Below are 18,119 nucleotides of genomic sequence, written 5' to 3' on the forward strand. Positions count from 1 at the left end.
AAGTCGCTTTTGGGGGCATGCCTATTTTACGATTCGCGTTTTGGCATGCCCCAAAGCGCACTTGGGAACTTAGAAAGTCTCTCTGAGGGCATGCCTATTTTATGATTCGCGTTTTGGCATGCCCCTGAACCCACTTGGGAACTTAGGAAGTCTCTCTGAGGGCATGCCAAATCAAGCTTTTCAGAGGACGAGGCTCATGAAAAAAGAAAAGTACGGAAAAAAGCAAGAAAAAAGAAATCTATCCGTACGTTGCCCCCCAGAGCAAGACAAGTATAGCAGAACGTACTGAGAAGAAAGAGGGGGGAGCGTGTACCAGGAATTGGGGCATGAGTACGGCAAAAAAAGGAGAATATGAAAATCTAGCCGTACCGAGAGGAAAGAGGTGGAAGCGTGTACCAGGGGGTTGGGGCGTGGATACGGCAAAAAAACAAGAAATATTAGATTCTAGCCGTAATTTGCATACAAAACAGAGGACGGGATCCACGAGAAAAAAGAAAAGTACGGAAAAAAAACAAGAAATAAGAGAATCTAGCCGTAATCCGCATATAAAACAGAGGACGAGGCTCACGAGAAAAAGAAAAGTACGGAAAAAAAGCAAGAAAAAAGAAATCTATCCGTACGTTGCCCCCCAGAGCAAGACAAGTATAGCAGAACGCACTGAGAAGAAAGAGGGGCAAGCGTGTACCTGGAGATTAGGAAGTGAGTACGGCAAAAAACAAGAAATAAGAGAACTCGCTTGGGAATACGGATGAAAAGAGAAAACCCCCAATTCATCCGTCTTTTTGGAAACGCATTTTGCTGGTCTTACAAGCTTTGCTTGTAAGACAATTTTTGATATTCCCCACCCCAAATTTCAAAAAAATACTTAATCCCTATTGACATTCCATTCCTTTGATGATAAAATACCTATTAAACTAGTAGGTTAGTAAGGAGGACGCGTATGAGTAAGAAAATTTACGCTGATAATGCAGCTACAACACGAGTATATCCAGAGGTTTTGGATGCTATGAAGACATACTTTGATGAGGAATATTGGAATCCTTCAAGTACGTATGAGAGTGCAGGAAAGGCTGCTAAGAAAGTGGCAGAAGCTAGGAATGTTATAGCCAATGCGATTAATGCAAGAGATAAGGAGATATTTTTTACTGGAGGGGGCAGTGAATCAGACAACTGGGCAATTAAGGGAGTTGCCGATGCGTTGAGGGAAAAGGGAAATCATATAATTACCACAAAAATTGAGCACCATGCAGTGCTACATACTTGTGAATTTCTCGAGAAACATGGTTTTGAGGTGACGTATTTGCCGGTTGATGAGGATGGCCTTGTGGATTTAGAAGAGTTGGAGAGTGCTATAAGGCCTACAACGATTTTGATTTCAGTGATGTTTGCCAATAATGAGATTGGAACTATTGAGCCAATTGCTGAGATTGGGAAGATTGCCAAGGAGCATGGAGTGACATTTCATACTGACGCGGTTCAGGCTTTTGGACATGAACCTATCGATGTTGAGGCTATGAACATAGATCTTTTGTCGGCCAGTGCACATAAGCTCAATGGACCTAAGGGCGTTGGACTTTTGTACATTCGCAGAGGAACCAAGATTTCCAATCTTATTCACGGTGGAGGACAGGAAAATGGTCGCAGAGCCGGAACTACCAACACCGCCGGAATCATTGGATTTGCCAAGGCGACAGAGATCGCGGTAGAGAACATGGAGAAGAACAATCAATATGAAGCAAGACTTAGAGATAAGTTGATTGAGCGCATATTAGAGGAAGTTCCATATGTGAGATTGAATGGACATAGAGAGAGAAGACTTGCCAATAATGCGAATTTCTGCTTTAGATTTATCGAGGGAGAATCGCTTTTGATAATGTTAGATTTGAAGGGCATTTGTGCTTCTTCGGGATCGGCGTGCACATCGGGCTCTCTTGATCCATCACATGTGCTGTTGGCTATTGGGTTGCCACATGAGATAGCACACGGATCAATAAGATTTAGTATTTCTACGGATACTAAAGAAGAAGATATTGACTATATCGTAGATGAATTAAAGGGCATCGTGGAGAGGCTTCGCAGTATGTCGCCGCTTTACGAAGATTTTGTCAAAGAAGTTGGATAAATTACAATTTTGTATTATAATTAAGGAGAATTAATATGAGTCAGGTGACAGAGTATAGTGAAAAAGTGATGGACCATTTTTCTAATCCTAGGAATATGGGAGAGTTGGAGAATCCATCTGGAGTGGGAACTGTTGGAAATGCAAAGTGCGGAGATATCATGAGGATGTACCTAGATATTGATGATCAGCAGGTTGTCAGAGAGGCTAAGTTTAAGACTTTTGGCTGTGGTGCAGCTGTGGCAACGAGTTCCATGGCAACGGAACTTGTAAAGGGAAAGAGTGTAAATGAAGCTCTTGATGTGACCAACAAGGCTGTTATGGAGGCTTTGGATGGGTTGCCACCGGTGAAGGTGCATTGTTCTCTTTTGGCAGAACAGGCAATACATGCTGCGCTTTGGGATTACGCAGAGAAAAATGATCTGAAGATTGAGGGGCTTAAGCCTCCGGTCAATGACATAGATGAGACAGAGGAGTTTTATGAGATGGGAGGCGAGTAATCGTTTGCCTGAAAAATCAAACTCCCGAATAATACGCTAGGAGGAAGTTATGATTTCTACGAGAGGGCGCTATGCGCTTAGAGTTATGATAGATGTGGCGACACATCAGGGAGATGGGTATGTGCCAATGAAGGACGTGGCAGCGCGTCAGGGACTTTCGCTCAAGTATTTGGAGCAAATCTTGCCGACCCTAACCAAGAACAAGTTATTGGTGGGCTTGAAGGGGAAGGGAGGAGGATATAGGCTTACTCGCCAACCTGAGGAGTATACCACAGCGGACGTGCTTAGACTTACCGAGAAGGGACTTGAACCAGTTAGTTGTCTTGCGAAGGACGCACCGGAGTGTGAGCGCAAAAGCAAGTGTCAGACCATCGGTTTTTGGGAAGGTCTGAACAATGTGATGAATGATTATCTAGAATCCAAAACGTTAAGGGATTTGATGTGACAATAGGATGTGATTGATATGAATATTATGCAGATAAAGTATGCGCTAGAGGTGGCTAATTCCTCCTCGATGCGCGAGGCTTCCACTAAGCTCTATATCTCTCAACCCGCACTGTCAGCTAGCATGCGGGAACTGGAGAATGAGCTTGGAATCCTGATTTTTGATAGAACCAATAAGGGAATAACTCTGACTGAGGCGGGACGAGAATTCATCAGTTATGCCAAGAAGGCAGTGGGGCAGTACGAGATTTTGGAGGATCGCTATCTCTCTCGTGATGCTGACAAGGACCGTTTTTCTGTGTCAACTCAGCATTTTTCCTTTTCAATCAAGGTGTTTAACAAGGTTATCAGGGATAGTAGCCCGGACAAGTATGCCTTTTCGATTCATGAAACCAAGACTCGTATGGTGCTTGAAGACGTCAGGGCGATGCGAAGCGAGGTGGGCATCGTTTCATTTTCCAGCGCTAATGAGGGAGTTATAAGAAAGCTTTTCAAGGATTATCAGCTGGATTTTGTGCCGTTGATGCAGCGAGATCCATATGTATATGTGTGGGAAAATCACGAATTTGCAGGGCGTGATGAGATTTCCATCGAGGAGTTGGCTGATTATCCGTGTGTGCTTTTTGACCAGAGTGATGATAGCAATTTTTACCTGGCAGAGGAGGCTCTGGCGGATTATGATTTTCATAAAATGGTCAAATCCGATGATCGCGCGACGTCCATGGAGATTATCGCGGAACTCGGAGGATTTTCCATAGGCTCGGGAACTTTATCAGGGGATGATGTGATTCTAAGGGGGTTGGTAGCCATCAAGTTAAAGGAAAATGATCCGATGACAATTGGCTATATCACACGCCAGAATAGCATCTTGTCCGTATATGGAGAGGCGTATGTTGAGGGGTTAAAGGAATATAAGGAAATATAGAAAAGTCCTATAGTAGGAATATTTATCAGCTCTCGGTTATCTGAGGGCTGATTTTTTTGGAAACGCATATTGCTGGTCTTACAAGCTTTGCTTGTAAAACAATTTTTTTTCTTGACAAATATAATACCTCGTGTTATGATGTATAACATAACAGGATGTATTGCATAGTACAGAGTATTATGTACTGCATAGTATGTGGAAAGGAGGAAGCATGGATAATCAGCTAAAGAGAGGAATGCTTGACGTTTGTGTGCTGGCGGCCATAAGAAACGAAGATTCCTATGGGTATAAGATTCAAAAAGACATCAAACCTTATATCAAAATGTCCGAATCGACTCTTTATACTATTCTGAAAAGGCTTGAGAAATCGGAGATGCTGACGGTAAAGAATGTGGAGCACAACGGAAGGTTGAGAAAGTACTATCACATTAATGACTGTGGCAAGAATCGTATCGAAGAGTTTAAGGAGGAATGGAAGGAATTACTTTCTATCTATCAGTTTATTGCGAGAGAGGAGTCAGAAGAAGATGAGTAAGGAAGAGTTTTTGAGCGCGCTTAGAAAGCGACTGAATGGTTTGCCGGCAGAGGATGTTGATGAGCGAATTCTATTCTATGATGAGATGATAGATGATCACATAGAAGACGGTGAGTCAGAAGAGGAAGCAATAGAAGGAATAGGAAATATTGATGAGGTTGTAGAACAAATAATGGAGGATATTCCACTAGCCAAGATAGTGAAGGAGAGGGTAAAACCTAAGAAAAAGTTAGGTGGAGCCGAGATAGCATTGTTGATTATTACTTCACCAATTTGGGTGTCACTCCTGATTAGTTTGTTTGCAGTTGTATTCAGCGTCTATGTGACTATCTGGTCCTTGGTAGTATCGCTGTTTGCAGTTGATTTGTCATTGGCAATATCGTTTGTTGCTTCGATTCCGGCGGGAATTGCCTTGATAGGAAATGCCCAAGTGGCCGGAGGAATATGGATGATGTTCGCAGGTTTGGCTTGTGCAGGATTTTCAGTTATGCTCTTTTATGGGTGCGTGTACTTTGCCAAGGGTGCGATAAAGTTAGCAAAGTTTTTTTTGAAAAAGGTAAAAGGAATGTTTATTGTTAAGGAGGAGATTTAGTATGAAAACGAGTAAGAGAGTTTTAGCGGTAGCGGGAGTTTTGGCAGCGGTTGGTTGCTTGGGATGCCTGGGAACGGCAGCAGCAAGAGGATTTGACTTTGGCAATATGCTGGACAAAAAATATGAAGTAAAGACCTATGAGGTATCAGAAGGTTTTGATTCCATGGCTTTTGATCTGGATATTGAAGATGTAAATTTTCAGATTTCCAATGATGGGAAGACCAGAGTTATGTGCTCAGAAGATGATAGATTCCGTCACGATGTTAAGGTGGATGGAAACTGCTTAAAAGTCCATACCAACAATACCAGGAGATGGTTTGACAATATAGGAATAGTGAGAAATAGTCCGAAAATTACAGTGGTTATGCCACAAAAGGAATTTCAGGCTATCGATTTTGTAGGTGACACTAGCGACCTAGATATAGATGGTATTTCGACCAAGAGTATGAAGATAGAAGTAGATACAGGAGATATTGACATCAAAAATAGTTCTGTAATGGGGGATTTTCGAGTTAAAACCTCTACCGGCGATGTCAACTTAACAGAAGTCAAATCAGCCAACCTATACTTTGACACTGACACGGGAGATATCACACTAGAGCATGCTTTATCGCAGGGTGTTTTGGATATTAAGACTTCCACGGGAGATGTTGATCTAAACGACATCGACTCGTCCACCGGGAAGATTGAGACTGATACCGGAGATGTCAGTGGAAATATTCTCACAAGTAAGATTTTTTATGCCAAGACAAGTACAGGTGATGTAAATGTTCCGACTTCCACGCAAGGCGGAATATATAATATAACAACATCAACAGGTGATATTGAAATAACAGTTAATAAGTGATGAATTAATTGTCTTACACTACAGGGAGTAAGACCAGCAGTATGCAATACCCAATGTAGAAAAGGCTCGCCGTCAGGCGAGCCTTTTATTGAAAATAACTATTTAATATAGTTTGGAAGTGCTTTGTTATTATCGACGCGGTACCATTTTCCGTCGACTTTTATATAGTATTGGCCAATTCCTTTGATTACGTATGTAAACTCCAGAGGCTCCTTATCAGAAATCTTGAATAGATAGCTTTCCACTCCTGATTCTTTGTCAGGGGTCTTGCCGTCGTCAAATTTCTCCTCCTTCAAGGTGAGTGATAGAGTCCAATCGCGGAAGTCTGAGATTTTCCCATTTTCCAGATTCTGAAGAATCTGTCCACCGTCTGTGTTTTTAGTGTATTTAATAGCTGTAGCATTTGTTGTGAAAAATAGAGGCGAACTTTCCGGATCGTCCTCGTCGTAGGTAACCTCTGCGTCATCCGGAGATCCCCCGGCAGCTTCGCATCCCTGAAGCAACATCAATGAGAAAACTGACGCAGTCAGCAAAAATATGCTCAAAAATTGCTTCAATCCTTTTCTAAGAAAAATATTCCGATATTTCATCACATAAGTCTCCCTTCTTTATTGTGTTTTTTACCACCATATACTATATTATGCAAGTTTTAGAAAAAAATCAATAGTAATTTGCAAAGAAAAATAAAATCGATAACGTTTGCGGAACATTTTTCATGTAAAAAGTCTTTTAAATTTTTAGATATTATGTTAAAATTATGAGTGAATGTGATTTTATAAAAAGAGTTAGAAAGAGGAAGTATTATGAAATTGAGATTCAAAGGGAAGTTTGATGGAGATGAATCAAAACTTCCAGCCAAAGAGCATATACCCGGAGCGGTAATGTTTAAGGAACCCGAGCAAAGCAAGTTTGCGCTTATTGCCAATGGATTGAGTTTATTTGTGATAGTAGTTTTAATTGCGATTGAATTGTTTATTACGGGAAATAGTATCTATAGTGTTGGAAGAGGAGTTTTTGAGGGATGCTTTTTGTCCCTGTTGGTATTGATTCCTCATGAATTTTTGCATGCAATATGCTTTAGAGAAGAGGTGTTCATGTATATCATGCCCTCAAAAATGCTTTTGTTTGTTTGTGGAACAGAAAGCATGAGTAAGGCTAGATTTGTATTTATGTCATTATTACCTAACATCGTATTTGGCTTAATTCCGTATATATTATTCTTGATTGTTCCAAAGTGGACGATTTTGGGGTATTTTGGTGCGTTTAGTTTGGGTTCCGGATGTGGGGATTATATCAATGTATTCAATGCAATCACCCAAATGCCAAGGGGAGCGAAGACATATCTAAATGGTTTTCACTCATATTGGTATCTGGAGGATTGATTTCAAACATAAGGTAGTTGGTGTGAAAGTCAAAAGTATCATAAAAAAGGAGGGCGATATTCACGTCGGCGGGCGAAAAAGGATCTAACTGTCAGTGGGAAATGAAAAAGGAAAATGGCAAATGTGATCAACCCTAGCTACACGGGTATTTGGTCGCTACAGATGGATTTTTGAGGAGGAAATTCAAAATGAAAAAAAATATAGCAATATTTTTGTTGATTGTAGCATCCTTTGCATTGGTTTTCAAGTTTGTAATCTGGGATAACTCAGAGCCAATGAGAAATAATTACCAAACAGAGGCAACAGAAGCGGTAAGCGATGAACTGGCACAGCCAAACTCAGAGAATGACGATTTTGCAAGAACGATGAAAAAACATTCGAAGAAAGTCGGATTAAACAGAAAGTCGCTTTTCTTGAGACTGGGCAACAGTTACACTCTTTCCGTAAGAAATAATAAGAAGAAAGTAACATGGAGTTCTGCTAACAAAGGCATAGCAACAGTAAATAATAAGGGTAAAGTTAAGGGACTTAGAGAAGGAAATACTAAGGTTACTGCCAAAATCAAAGGAAAATCCTTTTCTTGTAAGGTATATGTAAGACAGGGCGTTCAGGCCTCTGAAAGTGAACCAAACAAGAAGGGTGAAGGTGGTACTTATTCCTTTAGAAGCCAAAGTCAGTTGAAAAGTCATTATATCAAACATGGAAAAGAGACTAAGAGCTCATCAGAGGCAGAATATCTGCAAAAGGCGAATGCGGTAATCTCTAATCCTATGTCAAAGCATAAGCTTGAAAGTGAGGACAATGATCATATCTATTACTTGGAGGAAAGCAATGAAATCACTTTTGTCTCCCAGGATGGATACATAAGAACTTACTTTGTATGTGATGGAAAAGATTACTTTGAAAAACAATAAATGCGATTCCTATAATGAAGTAGGAAAAGGCGGATGAACATGCGAATTCAAGGCATTTCATCCGCCTTTCTTGGGAAACGCACATTGCGCGATTCACTTTCAAGTGTTATAATATTCATATCCTAAATCAAGTGAGGTATGTATATGTCGACAATTTTCTATGGAATTGCATTGGGGATTTCGCTTATATGTTCGGCGGTCTATGTATATATGTGGCATAAGCATTTTGATGCCAACTTTACTATGGTTTTCACGTTAGTTCCAATTGCAAACCTTGGTTATTTCTTGCATAGTCAGTCGGAGAGCTTGGGAGCGGCAATCAATTCCCTTCAAATTGCTTTTCTTGGAGGAGCATTTCTCCAGTTGTTTTTGCTTCTAAGTATCATCAATTTATGCAGAATTCGTATGCGCAAACGATTGAGAGTTGGTCTGTTTATTATTTCTATTTTACAATATGTATTGGTGCTTACTATCGGAAAGGATGATTTGTTTTACAAGAATTTATCATTTGAGATAGTAGATGGAAATGTTTTGTTAAATAGGGAGTATGGTGTATTTCACACATTATTTGTAGCTGTATTGGTGGCATTTTATGTGACCGGTATAGTTGTAATTATTTATACGTGGAAAAAGAAGATTCAGATTCCTCGAACAATAGTTTCTCTATTGGCTGTGCCTAATACCATATGTATTATTTTGTATATATTTGTAAAGCCGATAATCAAAGGTGTAGATGTGCTTCCGGTTGGATATATCGCTGCTCAGATTATTTTCCTAATGATTGCATATAGAGTTAATCTGTATAATATCGGTGATACAGCTATTGATTCTATGGCCAAAGAGCGAGAAGTGGGATTTGCCTCTTTTGACTTCAAATTGAGATATCTTGGGAGTAATTCGGTTGCCAGAGAACTCATGCCTTTCCTGGAGAAAGTTCCGGTGGATTCAAGAATTGACTCCAGAGATCCGAAAGCTAAGAAATTATTGCATTTTATAGATAGTTTTATGGATGGAACGGGGGACAGTTTTGTTTATGAGATGCGGAAAGAGGGAGATCAAAAGGAAAAGATATATAATGTTCAGGTGAATCATCTTTATGATGGGAATAAGAGAAGGGGATTTCTTGTTACTTTCATGGATGATACGGCAAACCGCAAGTATATCAGGCTTCTCGATTCTTACAATGAGAAACTTCAAGAAGAGGTCGAGGAAAAAACAAAGCATATTGTGGATATGCATGACAACTTGATTATGAGTTTGGCGATGATGGTTGAAAGTCGTGATAATTCCACGGGAGGGCATATCAAGCGAACAAGTGCGGGTGTTCGAATTTTGGTAGATGAAATCATGAAAGAAGGTAAGATTTCTCTGAGCAAGAAATTCTGTAAGGACATTGCCAAGGCTGCACCGATGCATGATTTGGGGAAAATAGCCGTTGATGATGCCATACTTAGAAAACCGGGGCGTTTTACAGATGAGGAATACGAGAAAATGAAGGAGCATGCAGCGGAGGGAGCCAAAGTCATACATGAAATCTTGTTAAATACAGATGATGAGGAGTTTAAGGTTGTGGCTGAAAATGTTGCCCATTTCCACCACGAAAGATGGGATGGCTCTGGATATCCGGAAGGCCTTGTCGGAGAGGAGATTCCGATTGAGGCAAGAATAATGGCAATTGCTGATGTATATGATGCACTTGTCTCAAAGCGTGTCTACAAAGAGGCTTTCACTTTTGAAAAGGCCAATGAGATAATCATGGATGGCATGGGGACTCACTTTGATCCGGCTCTAAAGAGTGCCTATCAGAGTGCGAGACCAAGATTAGAGAATTACTACGGGGAGGAATAACATGGAAAAAACAGTTTTAGCTATTTGCTATGATTTTGATAAAACTCTGTCACCGGACGATATGCAGGCGCAGGGTTTTATACAGGATAATTATGGAGATGATATTGGAAAGTTTTGGGAGATGACCAATGAATTGGCGACCAATAATGATATGGATCAAAATCTTGCCTATATGTACACGATGAAGGAAGCATCCTACGGAAATATGTTATTCAACCGCAAGTCTCTCGAAGAGTATGGGGCGAAGGTTGAGCTTTTTCCGGGGGTTGAGTCTTGGTTTGATAGAATCAACAAATTCGGTAAGGAAAATGGCGTTGAGGTTGAGCACTATATTATTTCATCGGGTCTCAAGGAGATGATAGAGGGGACCAAGCTTGCTAGGAAAGGCGTGTTCAAGAAAATATACGCAAGCTCATTTTACTTTGATGAAAAGGGGATGGCTATATGGCCGGCGCAGGTTGTTAACTATACCAACAAAACGCAGTTTCTCTTCAGGATTGAGAAGGGTGTTTTAGATGTAAATGATCCGGCAGTCAATACTTACTATGCACCGGATGAGCTTCGGGTTCCATTTAGGAATATGGTTTATATAGGCGACAGTGCCACGGACATTCCATGTATGAAACTAGTTAATTCTTACGGAGGACACTCCATAGGAGTATATAATCCGGATACCAAAGACAAGTCAAAAGTATATGATATGATTAGGGAGAATAGAATTAGATACTTTGCTGCGGCTGATTACTCGGAGGGTTCAGAGATGGAGTTGCTTATGAAGAGGATAATCAGCAGAACGGCCATGAATGAGGAATTAGAGAGAGCTCATTTTGAGTGCCAAAGGGAGACGCATTAGAATATTTATGTGATATATGGGGCTGTCGCACTAACGATTAAAAATCGTTAGTGTGCAGCTTCTTTTTTAGTCTAAAATCAAGGGAATTATCCTAATTTTTTTTGATAACAAGCATGTATTCCAGAAAAAGGCGCACTTATCTAAGCCCTGTTGAAAAGCCATTTTAACTTTTTAAAATTTATGTGGCTCTCAAAGGAAATAAATGTGTCCCAGTTCTGCCATTTTGTATTTTGTTATGAAGTTTATACCGGGGGAGGAAGGGTCGTGAGAGCTGGCGGGGGAGAGGGTGATGCGGTGGTTTTGGTGGTTAGTACGGCTAAAATGGCGAGAAGAAGAAATCTAGCCGTACTGAGGGGGAACTGGGGGAAATGTGTCACGGTATTTTGAGGGGCGGTACGGCTAGAATGGCTGGAGCAGGAAATCTAGCCGTACTGAGGGGAAACTGGGGGAACTGTGTCACGACATTTTTGGTGGTCAGTACGGCTAGAATGGCTGGAACAAGAAATCTAGCCGTATTCTTAAAAAAAAAGGGCTGAACAGAGAATGCAAGTAGAAGAAGAAGTACGGAAAAAAACTAAGAAATTCAAAGAAATTTCCGTAAATGGAGATAGAATTGCTGAACGAGTGATTGAATAAGAGAGCATGGTACGGCAAAAAAGAGAGTATCCAAGAAATTTTCCGTAAAAGACGTCCAACCGCTGGTGCAACACCCCCATATTATTGGAATCGCATATTGCTGGTCTTACTCACGTCGTTCGCAAGACAATTTTTTATAAGATTCTTGACAAGCAGAAAAAACTGTGCTAACATAACAGTGTTACGTAACGGTGTTATGTTGAAAATAATGCCTTGAATGCTGCATTTTAAGTAGGTGGTGAATATATGAGTCATAACAACAATGAAACTCTGATAAGAATCCAGGAAGCTGCTATGAAGGAATTCATGGAAAAGGGATTTATGAAGTCATCGCTAAGAAAGATTTGTTCACAAGCGGGTGTTACCACAGGGGCATTGTACTTTTTCTTTAAGGATAAAGATGATTTGTTTTGCTCACTGGTAAGGGAGCCGGTGGAAGAAATCTATCAAGTGATGATGGAACATTTTTCTATGGAGGAGCAGGCTACGGATCAGGAGTTGTATGATATTTTTACGCAGACGGAAGCTGGTGAAATATCCAAAGTGTCGGATCAATTGGTGCTTGAGAAGATAATGAGCATTATGTATAGCAATCGAGAGAAGTTTATACTGTTGCTTACCAAGGGGCAAGGTTCATCTATGGAGAATATAATGGATAAGTTTATGGATGCTTCAACTGTTCAGTATACCAAGTTGAATAATCGCATGCAGAGATTGTTTCCAGATATAAAAGTATCTCCGTATATGGCGCATTGGATGGCACACGATCAAGTTAATGCGAATATTTATGCAATTACCCATATTGAGAGCGAGGAGGAAGCGCGTGTCTTTTGCGCTAATATACTTAAGTATTTCACAGGTGCGTGGATATCAATATGGAAAGAGTGATGAGAGGAAGGAGATAATATGTTTATTCAAGTGGAAAAATTAAAGAAAGCATATGGAGAGGGAGGCAGTTATAACGAGGTATTGCGTGGAGTTAATACGGGAGTTGAGAAGGGGGAAATGTGCGTGATACAGGGTCGATCAGGGTCCGGTAAATCCACACTTCTCAATTGTATAGGTGGACTTGATAATTTTGATTCCGGTTCCTGTGTTGTTGATGGAATCGAGCTGGCAAATCTTGATAAGGTTGCTCTTTCAGAGTATAGGAGAGATTATCTGGGGTTTATTTTTCAGTTTTACAATTTGGTACCTAATCTTACAGTGCGTGAAAATATCGAAGTGTGCAGGTATCTGGCAGAAGACCCTTTGGATATGGAGGAGCTCTTGGATATTCTGGATTTAAAACAGCATGAGAATAAGTTTCCGTCCCAATTGTCGGGGGGACAGCAACAGCGTACGGCCATTGCCAGGGCATTAATCAAGAACCCGGGAATTCTTCTCTGCGATGAGCCTACGGGTGCTTTGGATTCCAAGACGTCCAGAGATATTCTTATATTGCTGGAGAAAATTAATGAAAAGTATGGAACAACCATGCTTATTGTAACCCATAATAATGCAATAAAAGACATGGTTCACAGAGTTATATATATTAAGGATGGAATAATCGGTAAGTGTTATACCAATGAAACTCGAATATCGGCAGCTGAACTAGAGGATTTGTAAGATTAGTTGAGGCTAGGATTACAGGAGGAATACATAAATGCAAAAAGTGATGAGAATGAGGGTGCTCAGGGAGTTAAAAGCCAATTGTCTGAGATATTTGGCGCTAGGTTTTATGATTATGATGGCTATGTTTCTTGTGGTGACGATAGTTGGAAGTGGTGAAAATCTGACTAGAGGAACCGAAGAGCTGGCGGAGGAAACCAATCTTGAGGACGGAGAATTTACATTATTTGTGCCACTTGTGAAAGATCAAATAGCAAAGATTAAGGATATGAATATTGATTTAGAAGAGCAGTTCTACCTTGATTGTACTGTTGGCAATGGCAGTACTATCAGGGTATATAAAGTTAGAAAGTCAATCAATAAGCAAAAGATTATTGAAGGCAGTGCGCCCATAAATCCCCAAGAAGTGACGGTAGAAAAGCGCTATGCAATCGAAAATGGTATAAAACCGGGTTACGTATTGGAAATTGGAAAGAAAAAATATAAGGTGGTTGGTATTTGTTGTGTATCCGATTACGATGGACCATATAAAGCTGTAACAGACACATCTTGTAACTCCAAGAGCTTTGGACTTTGCTTCATGAGTGATGAAGATTATGAAGGACTACAGGATGCCGGAGTAGGAGACAAAACCGAGGAGTACACATATGCATATAAACTCTCCGGGGATGCTACTGATGATGAGTTAAAAGAATACTTGAAGGATATTCGGATTAAATCCGATCAGGTGGATGACAAGTTCTTCAAGGAGTATTGGGATAGGACGGGAGGAATGACTGACAATCTTACATCTTCGACTGAAAAGATGAAGGATGCTACAGACGAGATAAGTGAAGCTCTATTAAAATTAAAGAGAAACAATGGCAAGATAAATGAGGGTGCAAGTGAAATATTTGATGCAAGTCTCATGCAAGCTAATAATTCTTTGGCGGAGGCCAAGATTAAAACTAATCTTACGGAAAAGAATTATAAGAGCGAACTGGATAGATTATCAGCTGATTCGCAAAATGGGTTAGTAAAATATTCAATAAATGACGCGAGAGAACAGCTTGATGGACTAAAAAGTTTCAAGGATGGTGTGAAGAAATACACAGATGGAGTCAAGAAGATTAGCAAGGGAACTGAGAAAATGTATGAGGGTGTAGACGAATTAGACTCAGCAGTAGACGAAGCGGTGGATGAAATGGGTGTGAAATTGTCTAATCTTACAACATTTTTGAAAAGCTCAGATAATCCTAGGATTTTTGCAACAAAACATGATAAGGAAGTTGATATACATGTTGGCCTTTTGGCGGGAGCGATTCTATTTGTCTTAATGGCTTATGTTATTTCTGTATTTGTTGTACATTCGATTGAAAACGAAAGTAGTATTATCGGGACGCTTTATGCAATGGGAGTCACAAAGCGTGATTTGATAGTTCACTATATAACTTTGCCTGTGGTAATTACGACGTTAGCTGGTATAATTGGCGCAGGATTGGCAGGAACCGGTATAATGGTTCCAATGATTGCCCAAAGCTCATATGACTATTTCTCAATTCCACATTTTGAGTTTAGTGTACAACCTTATTTGTGGATATATAGTATAGTTGTGCCACCTGTTATTTCGGCGCTAGTCAACATCATTGTGATTAATAGCAAGCTCAATAAAACTGCGCTTTCTCTCATAAGGAGAGAGAAAAAGCAAACTAGAATTAGAAAAGTTAATCTCAATGGAATGAATTTTGTGACAGCATTTCGCATCAGGCAGATTTTTAGGGAGATGCGCTCTGCGCTTGCATTGATTGCCGGAATGTTTATTGCCTTGTACGTATTTATGATGGCGCTGAATTGCTTTTTATTATGTGGAAATATCGCCAAGGATTATGAGAGAGATACCAAATATAGTTACATGTATATGGTAAAATATCCCGAGAGTGAGGCCCCTAAATCGGCAGAACAGGCTTTTGCCCAAACATTTAAAAAAGAAACAATGGGAATATCTTTTGATGTGACACTTATGGGAATTGATGACAACAATCCATATTTTACTGCAAAGCCTCCTGAAAGTGCCCAAAATGTTGTGGTTTCATCGGCGTTAGCTGAAAAATTTGGACTCAAACCCGGTGAGGATTTTGTTGTGACAGATGATGAGAATGATCAGAAATATGCATTTAATATTGATTCAATAAGCGAGTGTGAATGTGGCTTTTACGTATTTATTAATATTGACAAAATGCGTGAGATGTTTGATAAAGCAGACAATTATTATAATGTATTATTTAGCGATAAGAAACTGGACATTGATTCGGGGCGCTTGTATTCAGTCACATCCCGTCAGGATGTGGTAAAGGGCGCAAGTGTCTTTTCGGATTTGATGATGCCTTTGGTATTTACTCTTACATTTGCATCTATCGCGATTTTCTGTGTTGTTATGTATCTAATGATGAAAGTTATGATAGATAGAAGTGCCATGAGTATTTCGCTTGTGAAGATTTTTGGGTATCGAAGAAGAGAGATTAAAAAGCTCTATTTAGACGGAAATTTTGCGATTATTGCAGTAGGTGCCGCATTGATTATCCCGATTACAAAGCAACTTATGAACCTAGTATTTCCATATATGGTTTCAAATGTCAACTGTGGGCTAAACTTGTCTTGTCCAGTATATGTGTATTTCATAATGTATGCTGTTATAATAGGCCTATATCTTGGAATAAACGCTTTATTAGTCAGAAAACTTGATAAGTATACTCCTGCGGAAATACTTAAGGATCGTGACTAGGAAGTTGTATTATTTTTTCCTAAAGTATGATAGAATAATAAGGTGAGGGAACACTTAACTTAACATGGATTGACCTATACAAGGAGGGGTTATATGAGACTAGGTACTTCTTCGCCACTTGCCCACAGTACGCCAGAGGAGTGGGCGGCGAATCAAGTAAAGCTTGGATGTGGAGCAGTTGTTTTTCCGGTCCAAAGCGATGAACCTAAAGAGAAGATTGTCGCTTACAAGGAAGCGGCAGAGAACCACGGTCTGATGATTGCAGAAGTTGGAATCTGGAGAAATGCTCTGGATGCTGATCAATCTACAAGAGAGCAAAACATGGACTATTGCGTAGAGCAGCTAAGATTGGCAGATTTCCTTGGAGCACGTTGTGCTGTTAATGTTGCTGGAGCTTTTGGACCTAGGTGGGATGGTCACTACAAGGAGAATTTTTCTGATGAAGCTTGGAAGTCAACAGTTAAAATGGTCCGAGAGATTATCGACAGGGCAAATCCAAAGAACACATATTTTACACTGGAACCAATGCCTTGGATGATTCCATGGAGTCCCAAGCAGTATCTTGAATTATTAGAAGATGTGGATAGAGACAGGTTTGCGGTACATCTTGATGGAATTAATATGATAAATTCAGCAGAAAGATACTTTAACATTGAAGAATTCATAGATGAATGCGTGGATTTACTGGGTGACAAGATTAAGAGTTGTCATATCAAAGACGTGCACTTGAAGGAAGAGTATACATTCCAACTTGAAGAATGCGCGCCTGGTTTGGGCGAGTTTCCATTGAGATATTATGCGAAGAAATTGCATGATTTGGATACTGATATGCCGATTATATTGGAGCATTTAAACACTGATGAAGAATATTTAAGATATATGGAGTATTTAAAGGAGGAACTAAATGGGATATACTAGAATAGATGATGCAAATGTCTTTACTGAGCAATATTTTGACTCTATTATGTTTGAGCAAAGATTGATAGATTCGAAGGTTGCAAGTTTGGAGACGGAATATTTTGGAGAAAAATTTGCCATGCCTGTACTTACGCCGGCCTTCTCTCATATTGGTAATTACCATGACAGGGAACTCACAGGATTGGAAGAGTACTCGGTTGCAGCAAAGAACCAAAACGTTCTTAATTTCTGTGGGATGATGGAAAATGATTTGTTTAAGAAGATTATGGACACTGGAGCAAAAACAATTCGAATTGTTAAGCCATATGCAGATCACGCCAAAGTGTTAGATCAGATGCAATATGCAGAGGATATTGGTGCATTTGGGATTGGAATGGATATCGATCATATATTTGGCGAAAATGGTTATGATGTTGTAATTGGCGAAGAGATGGAAGGCCAAACCATGGATATGCTTGCAGAGTATATCGATAATACTAAACTGCCATTTGTAGTCAAGGGAGTTCTGAGTGTGCAGGATGCCAAAAAGTGCGCCAAACTCGGAGCTAAGGCTATCCTAGTTAGTCACCATCATGGAAGACTTCCATATGCAATTCCACCACTTATGGTATTGCCTAAAATCAAAGAAGCATTGCGCGGAACAGATGTAAAAATATTCGTGGATTGTGGAATAGCCAGGGGGGCCGATGTGTACAAGGCACTCGCTCTAGGAGCAGATGGAGCAGCAGTTGGAAGATCAATGATGCAACCAATGGAGCAAAATGGTATTCAGGGAGTCGAAGATTTTCTGCAAGGTGTGGCCAAAGAACTTCGCTTTGTTATGAGTTGTACAGGTTTTTCAAAGGTTGAGGAAATAGACGACTCAGCTTTGTGGTATAGATAGGATAAAAGTTAAAGGGATGTCGCACTAAGACAGTCTAAAAACAGGAAGGGTCCAACCGACTCGAGACGCAATGCATGCGCATTGAAGTCTCTCTCTGGTTGGCCTCTTCCTGTTTTATGTTTGCGCGCCATGGGCGCGCTCTAACGGGTGCAAGTCCCGAACACGCCCAGATAGTGGGAAGTGTATAGCTGAACAGCAAGGGTGTCCATCGTGAGGTGGAATCTGAAGGAAGCTGCAAGCAAATCTCTGGTCCGACGGACAGAAATCACATATAAGGCTAGGCTACGAGAGATAAGTTGGCATAAAACAACGAAGTCTAATAACTATCACATTTGTAGTAGCAGAGTAAAT

General features: G+C 40.2%; 20 protein-coding genes. 19 read left to right on the top strand and 1 reads right to left on the bottom strand.

Translation table 11 applies throughout. The features are described from left to right. The first annotated feature begins 326 nt into the window (after positions 1-326). The 8 genes from L877_RS0111455 (at position 327) to L877_RS13755 (ending at position 5,962) form a co-directional block, all read left to right on the top strand. On the top strand, positions 327-752 hold the full coding sequence (locus tag L877_RS0111455; RefSeq protein WP_026836191.1) for a hypothetical protein: 426 nt from the start codon (positions 327-329) through the stop codon (positions 750-752). A gap of 188 nt (positions 753-940) precedes the next feature. Then, positions 941-2,122, top strand: a complete 1,182-nt coding sequence (nifS, locus tag L877_RS0111460) for a cysteine desulfurase NifS (RefSeq protein WP_026836192.1) — start codon at positions 941-943, stop codon at positions 2,120-2,122. Between the two features lie 35 nt (positions 2,123-2,157). Then, positions 2,158-2,619, top strand: a complete 462-nt coding sequence (gene nifU / locus L877_RS0111465; RefSeq protein WP_034785779.1) for a Fe-S cluster assembly scaffold protein NifU — start codon at positions 2,158-2,160, stop codon at positions 2,617-2,619. Between the two features lie 49 nt (positions 2,620-2,668). Then, a complete protein-coding gene (locus L877_RS0111470) occupies positions 2,669-3,064 on the top strand; it encodes an RrF2 family transcriptional regulator (RefSeq protein ID WP_026836194.1) in 396 nt (131 codons plus the stop codon). Between the two features lie 18 nt (positions 3,065-3,082). After that, entirely contained in the window at positions 3,083-3,988 is a 906-nt protein-coding gene (locus L877_RS0111475; RefSeq protein ID WP_026836195.1) for a LysR family transcriptional regulator, read from the top strand. A gap of 211 nt (positions 3,989-4,199) precedes the next feature. Then, complete coding sequence (locus tag L877_RS0111480; RefSeq protein ID WP_026836196.1) at positions 4,200-4,523, top strand: PadR family transcriptional regulator; 324 nt, start codon at positions 4,200-4,202, stop codon at positions 4,521-4,523. Next, positions 4,516-5,115, top strand: a complete 600-nt coding sequence (locus L877_RS13180) for a DUF1700 domain-containing protein (RefSeq protein ID WP_051437847.1) — start codon at positions 4,516-4,518, stop codon at positions 5,113-5,115. Before L877_RS0111480 ends, L877_RS13180 begins: the two co-directional genes overlap by 8 nt. Before the next feature lies 1 nt (position 5,116). Next, positions 5,117-5,962 (top strand): DUF4097 family beta strand repeat-containing protein, encoded by an 846-nt coding sequence (locus L877_RS13755; RefSeq protein WP_026836197.1) that lies wholly within the window; start codon positions 5,117-5,119, stop codon positions 5,960-5,962. Between the two features lie 98 nt (positions 5,963-6,060). Here L877_RS13755 and L877_RS0111495 read toward each other — a convergent pair whose 3' ends face one another. Then, entirely contained in the window at positions 6,061-6,552 is a 492-nt protein-coding gene (locus tag L877_RS0111495) for a hypothetical protein (protein WP_026836198.1), read from the bottom strand. Between the two features lie 213 nt (positions 6,553-6,765). Here L877_RS0111495 and L877_RS0111500 point away from each other — a divergent pair, with 213 nt between their 5' ends. The 11 genes from L877_RS0111500 to L877_RS13210 all read left to right on the top strand — a co-directional run bounded on the left by L877_RS0111500 (position 6,766) and on the right by L877_RS13210 (position 17,768). After that, entirely contained in the window at positions 6,766-7,344 is a 579-nt protein-coding gene (locus L877_RS0111500; RefSeq protein WP_026836199.1) for a DUF3267 domain-containing protein, read from the top strand. Between the two features lie 188 nt (positions 7,345-7,532). After that, positions 7,533-8,258 carry an Ig-like domain-containing protein gene (locus L877_RS13760; protein WP_051437848.1) on the top strand — a complete coding sequence of 242 codons (726 nt, stop codon included), beginning with the start codon at positions 7,533-7,535 and terminating at the stop codon, positions 8,256-8,258. Positions 8,259-8,402: 144 nt separating this feature from the next. Then, positions 8,403-10,106, top strand: a complete 1,704-nt coding sequence (locus L877_RS13765) for an HD domain-containing phosphohydrolase (RefSeq protein WP_051437849.1) — start codon at positions 8,403-8,405, stop codon at positions 10,104-10,106. 1 nt (position 10,107) lies between these two features. Then, positions 10,108-10,959: a haloacid dehalogenase-like hydrolase gene (locus L877_RS13200; protein ID WP_034785780.1), complete on the top strand. Its 852-nt coding sequence runs from the start codon at positions 10,108-10,110 to the stop codon at positions 10,957-10,959. A 264-nt stretch (positions 10,960-11,223) separates the two neighbouring features. Continuing rightward, positions 11,224-11,346 (top strand): hypothetical protein, encoded by a 123-nt coding sequence (locus L877_RS14510; protein WP_278244212.1) that lies wholly within the window; start codon positions 11,224-11,226, stop codon positions 11,344-11,346. Further along, on the top strand, positions 11,343-11,495 hold the full coding sequence (locus L877_RS14170) for a hypothetical protein (protein WP_207637267.1): 153 nt from the start codon (positions 11,343-11,345) through the stop codon (positions 11,493-11,495). Before L877_RS14510 ends, L877_RS14170 begins: the two co-directional genes overlap by 4 nt. A gap of 346 nt (positions 11,496-11,841) precedes the next feature. Then, complete coding sequence (locus L877_RS13205; protein WP_051437850.1) at positions 11,842-12,483, top strand: TetR/AcrR family transcriptional regulator; 642 nt, start codon at positions 11,842-11,844, stop codon at positions 12,481-12,483. Between the two features lie 18 nt (positions 12,484-12,501). Beyond that, positions 12,502-13,203: an ABC transporter ATP-binding protein gene (locus tag L877_RS0111535; RefSeq protein WP_026836200.1), complete on the top strand. Its 702-nt coding sequence runs from the start codon at positions 12,502-12,504 to the stop codon at positions 13,201-13,203. Between the two features lie 37 nt (positions 13,204-13,240). Continuing rightward, the gene (locus L877_RS0111540) at positions 13,241-15,967 is read left to right on the top strand and encodes an FtsX-like permease family protein (protein WP_026836201.1); all 2,727 of its coding nucleotides are present in this window, start codon (positions 13,241-13,243) and stop codon (positions 15,965-15,967) included. Positions 15,968-16,060: 93 nt separating this feature from the next. Then, positions 16,061-16,885: a sugar phosphate isomerase/epimerase family protein gene (locus L877_RS0111545; RefSeq protein ID WP_026836202.1), complete on the top strand. Its 825-nt coding sequence runs from the start codon at positions 16,061-16,063 to the stop codon at positions 16,883-16,885. Further along, entirely contained in the window at positions 16,872-17,768 is an 897-nt protein-coding gene (locus tag L877_RS13210; RefSeq protein WP_051437851.1) for an alpha-hydroxy-acid oxidizing protein, read from the top strand. Before L877_RS0111545 ends, L877_RS13210 begins: the two co-directional genes overlap by 14 nt. The last annotated feature ends 351 nt before the right edge of the window (positions 17,769-18,119 follow it).

The sequence above is a fragment of the Eubacterium xylanophilum ATCC 35991 genome, from assembly GCF_000518685.1.
GTDB classification, from domain to species: domain Bacteria; phylum Bacillota; class Clostridia; order Lachnospirales; family Lachnospiraceae; genus Eubacterium_F; species Eubacterium_F xylanophilum.